The organism is Aeribacillus sp. FSL K6-8210, assembly GCF_037963925.1.
GTDB classification, from domain to species: domain Bacteria; phylum Bacillota; class Bacilli; order Bacillales; family Aeribacillaceae; genus Aeribacillus; species Aeribacillus composti.
This window is the reverse complement of sequence record NZ_CP150172.1, coordinates 2,160,672-2,172,574: the sequence shown is the minus strand read 5'-3', so window position 1 is coordinate 2,172,574 and position 11,903 is coordinate 2,160,672. Positions and strand designations below refer to the sequence as shown.

Annotated in this window: 8 protein-coding genes and 1 pseudogene; 8 read left to right on the top strand and 1 reads right to left on the bottom strand. The window is 42.0% G+C overall.

All coding sequences use genetic code 11. The features are described 5' to 3' along the window. Positions 1 to 53: 53 nt before the first annotated feature. Complete coding sequence (locus NSQ41_RS10350) at positions 54 to 1,235, bottom strand: IS701 family transposase (protein ID WP_339197155.1); 1,182 nt, start codon at positions 1,233 to 1,235, stop codon at positions 54 to 56. Between the two features lie 220 nt (positions 1,236 to 1,455). Here NSQ41_RS10350 and NSQ41_RS10345 point away from each other — a divergent pair, with 220 nt between their 5' ends. From NSQ41_RS10345 to NSQ41_RS10310, 8 genes and pseudogenes are all read left to right on the top strand, one after another. Next, positions 1,456 to 2,931 carry a hypothetical protein gene (locus tag NSQ41_RS10345; RefSeq protein ID WP_066247442.1) on the top strand — a complete coding sequence of 492 codons (1,476 nt, stop codon included), beginning with the start codon at positions 1,456 to 1,458 and terminating at the stop codon, positions 2,929 to 2,931. A gap of 54 nt (positions 2,932 to 2,985) precedes the next feature. Then, positions 2,986 to 3,540, top strand: a complete 555-nt coding sequence (locus tag NSQ41_RS10340; RefSeq protein ID WP_339209872.1) for a biotin/lipoyl-containing protein — start codon at positions 2,986 to 2,988, stop codon at positions 3,538 to 3,540. Positions 3,541 to 3,706: 166 nt separating this feature from the next. After that, positions 3,707 to 5,050, top strand: a complete 1,344-nt coding sequence (accC, locus tag NSQ41_RS10335) for an acetyl-CoA carboxylase biotin carboxylase subunit (protein ID WP_339209871.1) — start codon at positions 3,707 to 3,709, stop codon at positions 5,048 to 5,050. 715 nt (positions 5,051 to 5,765) lie between these two features. After that, a complete protein-coding gene (locus tag NSQ41_RS10330) occupies positions 5,766 to 6,770 on the top strand; it encodes a C-terminal binding protein (protein WP_311066194.1) in 1,005 nt (334 codons plus the stop codon). Positions 6,771 to 6,779: 9 nt separating this feature from the next. Next, positions 6,780 to 6,956: pseudogene (locus NSQ41_RS10325) on the top strand (aldo/keto reductase); the annotation flags it as partial. Between the two features lie 343 nt (positions 6,957 to 7,299). Continuing rightward, a complete protein-coding gene (locus tag NSQ41_RS10320) occupies positions 7,300 to 9,033 on the top strand; it encodes a sigma 54-interacting transcriptional regulator (RefSeq protein WP_339209870.1) in 1,734 nt (577 codons plus the stop codon). A gap of 176 nt (positions 9,034 to 9,209) precedes the next feature. Then, on the top strand, positions 9,210 to 10,409 hold the full coding sequence (locus NSQ41_RS10315) for an iron-containing alcohol dehydrogenase (protein WP_339209869.1): 1,200 nt from the start codon (positions 9,210 to 9,212) through the stop codon (positions 10,407 to 10,409). A 38-nt stretch (positions 10,410 to 10,447) separates the two neighbouring features. Continuing rightward, positions 10,448 to 11,887: a GntP family permease gene (locus NSQ41_RS10310; RefSeq protein WP_339209868.1), complete on the top strand. Its 1,440-nt coding sequence runs from the start codon at positions 10,448 to 10,450 to the stop codon at positions 11,885 to 11,887. Positions 11,888 to 11,903 lie beyond the last annotated feature (16 nt).

Genomic DNA, 11,903 nt, shown 5'->3' with positions numbered 1-11,903 from the left:
AGCAATTTTCATAACAATAATTACCATACCAAAAGAGACAAACAGGGTACCCCTTATGCCACATGGAGCTGTTTTTTGACAACATCAATGGGAATATCTTGCTTCGCTGCATGGTAAATGAACTCGACGAGACTATGCCCTTTCTTCGTTCGGAGAAGATCAAGCCCAGTAGAGAAATCCCGGTTGGACTCGACCATACTGTACACATAAGCGAGTTGCACCAAGATCCAATACCGTTTCACCGCCCGACGATGACGAACACGGTACCCATCGAGCTTCAGCTGGTCTTTCGCTTGTCGAAAAAAGCATTCGATCGACCAACGTTGGGCATAGTAGCGCAAGATCTCTTCATCGCTTAGCTCCCGGTCGGTGCTCAAGACGCAGTGAAGATGTTCGGGTGTCATCGGCTGATCGGCTTTCCAAGCCAACAACACAACGGCATCATCGAGACCTTTCAGCGATCCCTCGTAGCGATACACGCGATAACGCTCTTCTCCCACCGTGACGAGATGGGTGTCGTTCGGTTCGATATAGCGGGCAAACTGTTTGGCTTGGATGGCGATGCCTTTCGGATAGAGAATCCGGTTCGTTTTGAGCATCGCGATGACGTGAAATCCTTTTTTCAGACAGGCTTCCACGAGCGCTTGCGATGGATACCACGAATCCATCAGCACATAAACGGGACGGCGTACATCCAAAGAAGAAAGCATCTCGATCGCGAGTTCCCCCTTGCTTTTCCCAGCCGCCTTGTCGTAGAGGCGGAACGCAAAGGGAAAAGCCTGGGTCATCGTATGAACCATGAGCCAAACAAGAGAATGTCCCCAGATCGACTTTTTCTCTGTGTGAGAATAGTGCCAATCACACCCTTGAATGGCGTGCGTTGCCCGTGACGAAGGCTTGATTTTTTGGCAAATCGTATCATCGATCGAAACAAAAAGGGGTTGATTTTTCTGTTTGGCGATCCGTTCGACACGATGAAGCATCCATTGCTGGAGTTTGCCAAGCAGCGTCTCTTCATCCCAAGGGCTTTTCGTGAAAAAATGGCTGAGTGTCGTTCGATGATTGGGGTGAAAGCTCCAATGATGAAGATCGGTCAACGTTCCAGAAAAGCCTTTCGTGATCATCGCATCCACGATATGAACGAGATGCTTCATGACAGGTTTTGAAAAATAAAGTGCCAACCCCAACATCGTGAAAAACTTGTGGATTCCTTGATGATGTGCTAATCTATTCATGAGACATGAACCTCCTTGTGTGAATGGTTTGTTGGCACATCTATTCTAACCAAGGAATCGGGTTCATGTCTCCTTTTTTGTTTCGATGTAAATTTATGTTAGTGATTTTGCTCATCTACTGTATTAATACTGACTATTTGTTAATAAGATTCATAGCATTTTCATATAGCGAGAAATGTTACTTTTATAAGAAATTTTAAAAAATTTATGGAGGGATAAAATGAATTTGCAATTTGTTGATACAACGTTTCGGGATGGATCCCAAAGTTTGTGGGCAGCCGGAATGCGTACAGGAATGATGGAAGCGGTTGCAGAAGATATTGGAAATGCTGGCTTTCGCGTTGTTGAAGTACCCGTTATGCCGATTAATTTCAAAAAGATGATAAGAGATTTAAAAGAAGATCCTTGGAAATTGGTTCGTATGTTGGCGGAAAAAATGCCAAATGTAACAAAAGGTACTATGGGGGAACCGGCCATTTTTCCCTTTGAGATTATAAACGCCCCTGTTGAAGTTGTGAAACTGTTTTATAAGCGGATTGTGGAAACAGGAGTATTAAACAGGGTACAAATTATGGCAAATATTTTCGGGAATGTAGACAAACTTTATCCATGGTATCTTCCGTTTTTAAGAAGTTTAAACTTAGAAGTTGTTCTAGCTCTTTCTTATACTGTTTCACCACGGCATACGGATGAATATTACGCCGAGAAAACCCGTGAGTTAGCTGCAATGAAACCGGATGTTATTTATTTAAAAGACCAAGGAGGTCTTTTAACACCAGATAGAATCAAAACGTTGATGCCGGTGATTTTGGAAAACGCGGGCGGCATTCCTGTTGAACTCCATTCCCATTGTACAACGGGATTAGCCGAAGCGGTGTATATGGAAGCGGTTAAACTTGGTGTTCGGACCCTTCATACTGCCATTCCGCCGTTAGCAGACGGATCTTCTCAGCCATCCGTTTTCAATACAGTAAAAAATGCCGGGTATTTAGGCCATCAAACAAGCTTAGATTTAGAAAGAATCCAGCGGGCTTCAGATAAATTAATGCAAATCGCGAAAGAAGAAAATCTGCCAATCGGACAACCGCTCTATTATGATTATTCCCAATATGTTTACCAAATTCCGGGCGGTGTGATATCAAACTTAAAACACCAATTAAAAGAATTAAAACTTGAAAACCGATTAGATGAAGTATTGGAAGAAACGGTGCGTGTTCGTGAAGATTTAGGCTATCCGGTGATGATTACTCCGTATTCTCAATTTGTTGTCAGTCAAGCTGCGATCAATGTTGCTACAGGCGAGCGCTACAAAGTAGTAATTGATGAAATTATTCAATTCGCTCAAGGAATATTTAGTGAAGACTCTGGTTACACTTGGATGGATCAAAATTTACGGGATAAGATTTTATCTTTGCCGAGAGCAAAACAGTTGTCAAAACCGTCAGATCGAGATGTACCTCTTCATAAAATAAGAGAGCAATTCGGCGGTCCTGATTTATCGGATGAAGAGTTTTTGCTTCGCTATATTATGAAAGGAACAAAAGAAATTGAAGAGATGCGTAAAGCAGGGCCTCATAAGACCTATTTTTCAGCGTCAACTCCATTAGTACAACTGCTAGATAAACTTAGTAAGCAGCAAGATATCACACATGTACAAATACAAGGTTTTAACAGCTCTTTAGTTTTAACAAAATAAAAAAAGTTTCGGATAGACAGCGGTTGTGTCAAAGAAAACATAGGAGGGGAAAATATGAACAAAAAAGGATTGGAAATTTTAAGTGAAATGGATGTACAAAACCTCACGGCTCTTATTGAAAAATTAGAGGCATCTTCTTTTAATTTTTTAAAGCTTGAGAATGAAGATTATAAAATTGTAATCGGCAAAAATGGTGTGATCGAATCAAGTGAGACTGAAAAACAAACTGTCCAAGTCGCTGCTGAAACTCCTGTAGAATCAAAAACACAAGAAATTCAGTACCAAGAGGCAGCTGCAACGGAAGAACAAGTGGTGATTGAGGAAGCTCCTTCAAACACTTCTAACGAAATACCTGCCATACAAGAAGGAATTGAAGTTATTAAAGCGCCAATGGCCGGTTTGTTTTATGCTCAATCTGAACCAGGTGCTCCTCCATATGTAAAAGTTGGCGACCAAGTTGAAGAAAAGACAACAGTTGGATTAATCGAAGTCATGAAGGTATACAGTGCAATTCATGCGGGAGTTAAAGGAGAAATTGTCGACATTCATGTTGAGGATGCACAACTAGTAGAATACGGCCAACCGTTATTTTCAGTTAAAGTCAAATAGACGTTAGCACCTCTTATCATATTGGAAAAATATAAAATGGGTATCGCTTTTAAGCTCAGAAATTAGAGGGATCGGTTTTATACCGATTTCTTCTCTTTACGTTGCTCTTTTTATGAATTGGAAAAACTTAATTTCTATTAAATGAAAGATAGAGGGTGCAGGTCAAATGAATATTAAAAAAATTTTCATCGTCAATCGAGGCGAGATAGCAGTTCGAATTATTAGATCTTGCAAAGTTTTAGGAATCGAAACAGTTCTTGCTGTTTCTGAAGCTGATATAGACAGTCTGCCAGCTCGATTAGCCGACAAAACCGTTTGCATCGGACCAGCTAATTCAACCAAAAGTTATTTAAATATTCCCGTGATCATTACAGCAGCGAAATCAGTTGGGGCAGATGCAATACATCCAGGGTATGGATTTTTATCGGAAGTAGCCGAACTTGCACAAAACTGTCAAGATCATGGTCTCATATTTATCGGTCCAAAACCGGAGCACATTTCGAAAATGGGAAACAAACTTGTCGCTAGATCAATCGCACAGCAATGCGGCGTCCCTGTTTTGCCCGGTTCCGAAAAAGTGGCATCCTTTGAGGAAGTAATTCAAACCATTGAAAAAATAGGTTTACCCATTATGTTAAAGGCTGCAGCTGGAGGAGGGGGGCGCGGTATGAAAATTATTACCGATTATGCCAATATTAAAACGGTTTTTGAATCAGCCTCAGCTGAAGCGAAAGCAGCTTTCGGTGATGGAACTATGTACGTTGAAAAATATATCCCTAACGCCCGGCATATTGAAGTGCAAATCCTTGGCGATCAACACGGAAATGTTATTCATCTTGGTGAAAGGGATTGTTCAACACAACGCCGGCATCAAAAATTAATTGAAGAAGCGCCCGCACCTAATATTTCTGAGAAACTTTGCCAAGAGATCCGTGAAGCAGCAGTGAAGCTAGCAAAAAACATTTCCTATGAAAATGCAGGGACGGTTGAATTCATTGTGGATCAAGATGAACAAAAGTTTTATTTCCTTGAAATGAACACAAGAATTCAAGTTGAACACCCAGTGACTGAAGCCATTACAGGTGTTGATTTAGTACAGGAACAAATAAATATAGCACATGGTGAAAAACTTCGCTTTACCCAATCAGATATTCGGTTTACTGGTCATGCAGTCGAATGCCGAATCAATGCGGAAGCACCGGAAGAAGGGTTTCGACCAAGTCCAGGATTAATTTCAAAATGGGAAATGCCGCAAGGACCTGGAGTGCGGATTGATACCCATTGTTACCAAGGCTATTCAGTGCCTTTGTTTTATGATTCCATGATCGCTAAAGTCATCGTCCATGGTTATGATCGAACACATGCCATGAAACGAATGCTTGTCGCATTAGATGAATTTACAGTTGAAGGGATTAAAACAACAATCCCATTTTTAAAAGAAGTTTTACAGGACGAAGAATTTGTAAGCGGAAATGTTAATACCCGTTTGCTTGAAAAAGTTATGAAGTAAACAATGCATGCAGAAATAGACAGGGCTGTTCAAAAATCGATGAAAGAGCAGTCCTGATTTTTTTATTTTTAAAACATAAGCAAATTGTCTATTTTAGTTTTAAATGATAAATGATGAAGGATTTAGATTTTACTTAGAATGTCTAGCAAAACATAATTTTATTTAACTTTCAAAAGAAGGTTATCGCAAAACTGTCGATTATCTCTTTTTTGTCTTAATTTTATCGATCTGGTTATAAAAAGTCTCACAAACAGATTCCTATCTTCTTTATTCGCATATTTTTTAACTGTTTTAAAACTATGTCCCGTCTCTTTGGCGTTGGTCTCAGAGACATCCCTTAATACAAATAGTTGATATGATGTTGTTGAATTATTGCAAGCATTTTTCTCTACTAACTGCCTTTTTTGTCCAATTAGAAGGCAACGGAGGTAGTGTCAAAAGAAATATGAAAACTCTTCGAATATTGAAGGCTTGACATTGAGCCTCCACGAGCATGATTCTTTACGCAAAGACGTAGCCAATCCTTGTTGCGTAAGGCTTTATAGCCTATCATACTCGTCACTCAATGTAAAGCCTCGGTGGAAAGATGCAGTCAGAATTTCTCTCCTAAAGGGGGGAGAACGTTTTTTACCCACATGTCCATTCATACCAAGAGTTTTACAGGTTTTTATTAAAAAATTTTTGACAATACGAAAAAATTTAGGGGGAGAGAAAAATGAAAAAATTTAAAATAGTGGTTACTGATTATGAATTTCAAACACTAGCTCCTGAACAAGAAGTGCTTTCCTCATTGAATGTAGACTTCGTAGCTATACAGTGCCGCACTGAAGATGAGGTAATCGCTGCCTGCAAAAATGCCGATGCGATTATTAATCAATACGCTCCTATCTCTGCAAAGGTAATTGCAAACTTAGAAAACTGTAAAGTTATCTCACGATATGGGGTAGGAGTCAATACCATCGATGTGGATGCGGCTACCCAAAAGGGCATCATCGTTGCCAATGTCACAGATTATTCGGTAGATGAAGTATCTGACCATGCTTTTGCTTTGTTGCTTTCATTGGTGCGCAAAGTTGTCAAGTTAAATAGTGAAGTAAAAAATGGAGTGTGGAATTTTAATTTAGGAAAACCAATTTATCGATTACTCGGCAGAACACTTGGACTTGTAGGACTAGGAAGAATTCCACAGGCATTGGCTAAAAAAGCACAATCTTTTGGCTTAAATATCATTGCTTATGATCCATATATCCCGCAAGAGGTAGCCAATCAATTAAATGTTCAATTGGTAGAATTAAACGATCTATTTAAACAATCTGATTACATTTCCGTCCATGCTCCGTTGACGAAAGATACACATGGAATGATCAGCGACGAGCAATTTGATCTTGCGAAAAAGGAACTATTTATCGTAAATACAGCCTGCGGTCCTCTTATTGATGAGGCTGCATTAATTCGTGCTTTGCAGAATGGAAAGATTGCAGGTGCAGGTCTAGATGTTACGGAATATGAGCCTATTCAACCGGGTAATCCTCTTCTCAAAATGGAGAATGTGATTATTACACCGCATGTTGCTTGGTACTCTGAGGAATCGGAAAGTGAACTGAAGCGAAAAACTGCCCAGAATGTGGCTGATGTATTATCGGGATATTATCCTAAATATATAATGAATCCTAGCGTGAAAGAGAAAGTGCATTTAAGAGAAAAGGAATTGTACGTATAAAAGCAACCCGCCGAACTCGGCATCACCCTTTCTCAATTGGCGCTTGCCTGGGTATTGCGCCACCCGAACATCGCAAGAGCGTTAATTGGCGCAAGCCGTCCGGAACAAGTCGAAGAAAACATCAAAGCCGTCGACGTCCAATTAACGGAAGATGTGCTGGAGAAAATCGAGCAAATTCTTGCATAGGTATAAAAGAATGATGAGGAGATCGGTCGAGGTCCAATGATTGTGTAAAATCCACCTCCTGTCCAGCAAACTTAGATATCTGGAAAATAAAGCCACATTATGCCATTTATTTTTATACAAAGTTCTTTATTTGAGATCTATGGTATATCATATACACTTTCTACAATGTTAGAAAGGATGTCAAAAAAACGCTCCTAAAACAGCTACAACCTTTGATATATCCACATTTATAAAAAGAGGCAAGCGAAAAGATTGCCTCTTTTTTGTCGCGTCAGATCGATGCAAAGGATTTCTCTTGAGCGCAGCGAAAAATATGAACAGGAAGGGGAAGGAGGGACTTTGCATGTACAGAAGTATGCATGGATGTGAAAAAATCGTGTTGCGTGTCGATCAGACGTTGAAAGAAGCAGTGCAGCTGTTTATCTGCTACGAGATAAACGAAATTCCGGTAATTGACCGTCAGCGGCGAGAGATCGGTCGATTGACATACAGGATGCTACTAAAAGCGTTGGCGGACAAATGGGATGACGACACAACAATAGAGGCGCTATGGAACGTGCAGGAAACGACAGTGGAACATACAGAAGAACAGCAGGCCGATGTTCCGACTGAAAGCCATGCGCCCGTTTCGGAGCTGGTTGCCGATATCCAGCGGTTGGAACAGGAATTGCAAGGGGCGCATAGCATGGTGGAGATGATGAAAACTGTTCTTGATTCGGCATATGAAGGAATTGCTGTCGTGGACGCGCAAGGCATTATTCGGGAAATAAACAAGGCGTATTGTCAATTTCTCGGCATTCGCCGGGAAGATGCGATCGGAAAACATGTGACAGAAGTCATTGAAAATACGAGATTACATATTTGCATCGAAACGGGTATTCCGGAAAGAGGATTTATTCAAAAAATTTTTGATCAGACGATGATTGTGCATCGCATTCCAATTTGGCGCGAAGGAAAAGTGGTCGGGGCAATTGGAATGCTTATTTTTCAAGGAGTTTCGGAAGTGTATCAAATTTTTCAGCGAGTACAAGAGTTAACGCGTCAATCTAGTCAAAAAGAAAAGCAAGTAAAACGTGCGGCTTCTCCAAAAAAACAAATTTCAGGTGCGGATAGCATTGTCGGCCGCAGCCCAGCGATCGCGAAAATTAAGCAAATGGTGAGAAGAGCAGCGCGTGTGCCATCTACTGTGTTAATTACCGGAGAAAGCGGAACGGGAAAAGAAGTGTTGGCGAAAGCGATTCACCAATCGAGTCCGTATGTTGATGGCAATTTTGTCAGCGTCAACTGTGCAGCAATTCCGGAATCGCTGCTCGAGGCAGAATTGTTTGGCTATGAAGAAGGAGCGTTTACCGGAGCGAAAAAAGGTGGAAAGCCGGGAAAGTTTCAACTTGCCCATAAAGGGACGTTATTTTTAGATGAAATAGGCGATATGCCGCTATATATGCAAGCGAAAATACTGAGAGTGTTAGAAGAGAAAAAAGTGGAGCGAGTCGGAGGCGTGGCGGAAATGGAGCTTGATGTTCGCATCATCGCCGCTACGAATAAAAATTTAGAGGAAATGGTACAAAAAGGTGAGTTTCGCGAAGACCTTTTCTACCGCCTCAATATTATTCGCATTCATATACCTGCCTTGCGGGAGCGAAAAATGGATATCCCTTATTTGCTCGCCTACCATATGGAAAGGATTTGTAAGCAGTTCGGCTTAAAACAAAAAGAATTCACAAAAGAGGCGATGCAAGCGCTTATGGATTATTCATGGCCGGGGAATATTCGCGAGCTTGTCAATGTAGTGGAATGGTTGGTTGGAATGGTGGACGGGCAAAAAATCGAAAAGGAGCACTTGCCTTCTCATATTCTTTCTTCAGCTTTGTTTATGAAAAACGGTCGTGAAATGGAAGAAAGAAAACATATCATCGAACAAACAGATGTTCATTGGCGGGATATTGTCGATAATTATGAACGTGAAAGAATCAAGCAAGCATTAATTGATGCGAAGGGAAATAAAACAGCGGCAGCGCGAAAACTTGGCATGCATCGGTCCACACTTTATGAAAAACTGAAAAAATATAATCTATAAACACGTTGGAATAATGTACAAATATGTCTGGAATATGTCGGATAATTGTCGGTGCATCATTGTAGTAATAAAAAACTGAATATTTAAACTAGCAAAAAAATAGTGGTAGTTCCGGCTTGGCATGACTTTTGCATAATCATTATATTGAAAGCGTTATCAAAAAAGGAGGAAGAACGATGTCACAAGTGTATCAACTTCTCATGCCGAGCCGGATTTTATATGGACGCGGTGCATTTAACGAAATTGGGAATCAGGCGCGTCTGCTTGGGAACAAAGTGCTTATTATCAGTGATCCAGTCATGGAGAAGCTCGGCAATGTCGCGATTTGTGAAGAACATTTACGAAAAAAAGCGCTTCCATTTGCCAAGTATACAGGGGTAGATACGGAGCCGACCGATATTCATGTAAAGGAAGCGCTCGAAGTTTGCCGTCAAGAGCAGTGCGATGTCATCGTTGCTATTGGCGGAGGGAGCAGCATTGATACGGCGAAAGCGGTGGCGGTCATGATGACAAACGAAGGAACGATTAGCGACTATGTTGACAATGTCAAGCCGTTTGCGAACAAACCGCTTCCGCTTATCGCCGTTCCGACGACTGCAGGCACCGGTTCCGAGGTCACGAAAGTTACCGTCATTATTGACACGCAAACGGACGTCAAAATGATGATTTCCCAGCCCGAACTATTGCCGGCTGTGGCGATTGTCGACCCGCTTCTAACCGCATCATGTCCGCCGTCTGTGACCGCGGCAACTGGGATAGACGCGCTATGCCATGCGATCGAAGCGTATATTTCGCGGCGCACCCATCCAGTGACCGATGTATTGGCGCTATCGGCGATCGAAGCGATTATGGGGAATTTGCGCCAAGCGTATGAAAACGGCAACGATATGGTTGCGCGCGAGAAGATGGCAATCGGTGCGATGGTGGCAGGTGCTGCATTTTCCAACGCATCGGTGACGCTTGTCCACGGGATGTCACGGCCGATCGGCGCACTTTTTCATGTTCCGCACGGCGTGTCGAACGCGATGCTGCTGCCGGGGGTGCTGGAATTTACAAAAGAGAGCGCGGTAGAAAAACTTGCAGTAATCTCCCGTCTGATCAAGCCGGAATTAAAGAACGCCTCCGATGAAGAAGCGGCCGATGCGCTTATTTTGGAAGTGAAGCAGCTCTGCCTGGATCTTCATATTCCAAATATGAAAACATGGGGAATTGAAAAAGAACAGTTTGACAAGGCCGTTGATAAAATGGCAGCCGATGCGCTAGCGAGCGGCAGTCCGGGAAATAACCCAAGAGTTCCGACCCATGAAGAAATTGTTCAACTTTATCATGTTTGCTATGATTATGATTTTCGTTCAACGCACTCTATATCGTTTTAGTCAAAGAAAGGGGTCAAGGGGGAAGGGGAGAAAAGGTGATGGATCTTCTTGTTATTGTTCTTGCTTTAGCGTTGTTAATGTTAATTGCTTACAGAGGATTTTCTGTTATTCTTTTTGCACCGCTGTGTGCATTGCTGGCGGTCATTCTTACTGAACCTAGCTACGCGCTTCCGTTCTTCTCGAATATTTTTATGGAAAAGATGGTTGGTTTTATTAAACTATATTTTCCTGTTTTCTTATTAGGGGCTATTTTTGGAAAGTTAGTTGAAATGTCAGGGGTAGCATCATCGATTGCCAAAATCATTATTCAATTAGTTGGTGCAAAACGCGCTATTTTAGCAATTGTTTTCATGTGCGCCATCTTAACTTACAGCGGGGTCAGCTTGTTTGTTGTCGCGTTTGCTGTTTATCCGTTTGCTGCCAACCTTTTTCGTGAAGCGAATATTCCTAAACGGTTAATTCCCGGAACGATTGCTTTAGGGGCTTTATCGTTTACGATGGACGCTCTGCCGGGGACACCGCAAATTCAAAACGTGATTCCTACTTCTTTTTTCAAAACGGATATTTATGCTGCCCCAACGTTAGGGATCATCGGTTCCATTTTCATTTTCGTTCTTGGCATGGTGTATTTGGAATCTCGGCGCAAAAAAGCAGAAGCGGCTGGCGAAGGGTATGACGGGTTTGACGATCCACGTCCAGAAATGGCTGCTGCGGCAGAAGCGGAGGCGCTTGCCGTCCATTTGCCTACAGAAGGGACAACAAGCAAAGCGCGTCAATGGTTAGCATTTTTGCCTCTTATTTTAGTAGGTGTGATGAATAAGTTTTTTACGGTAAATATTCCAAAGTGGTATCCTAATGGCTTTGATTTTACCAAGATCGGTTTAAAAGAATTTGGAATGGTTGAAATTTCTAAAGTGGTTGGAATTTGGTCTGTCGAACTGGCGCTGGTAATCGGCATTATCGCTACGATTGCTTATAATTGGAAAGGTATCGTGCAAGGGTTTAAAAGCGGTATAAATGCTAGCATTGGCGGCGCTTTATTGGCTGCCATGAATACAGGTTCAGAGTATGGATTTGGCGGCGTTATTGCAGCGTTGCCGGGTTTTAGCGTGGTTCGTGAAGGAATTTCTCACACTTTTACCAATCCATTGGTAAATGGGGCGGTAACAACGAACGTTTTAGCAGGGATTACCGGTTCTGCTTCCGGTGGAATGGGGATCGCTCTTAGTGCTATGGGAGAGAAGTATGTGGAAATGGCAACAAATTACGGTATTCCGCTAGAAGTGATGCATCGCGTTGTGGCGATGGCTTCCGGGGGCATGGATTCTCTTCCGCATAACGGAGCAGTGATTACACTTCTTGCAGTCACAGGGTTAACTCACCGCCAATCTTATCGTGATATTTTTGCGATCACTATCATTAAGAGCATTGCTTGTTTCTTTGTGATTGCTGTGTACAGTTTAACCGGGCTTGTTTAAAAACAAAATTGAAGGA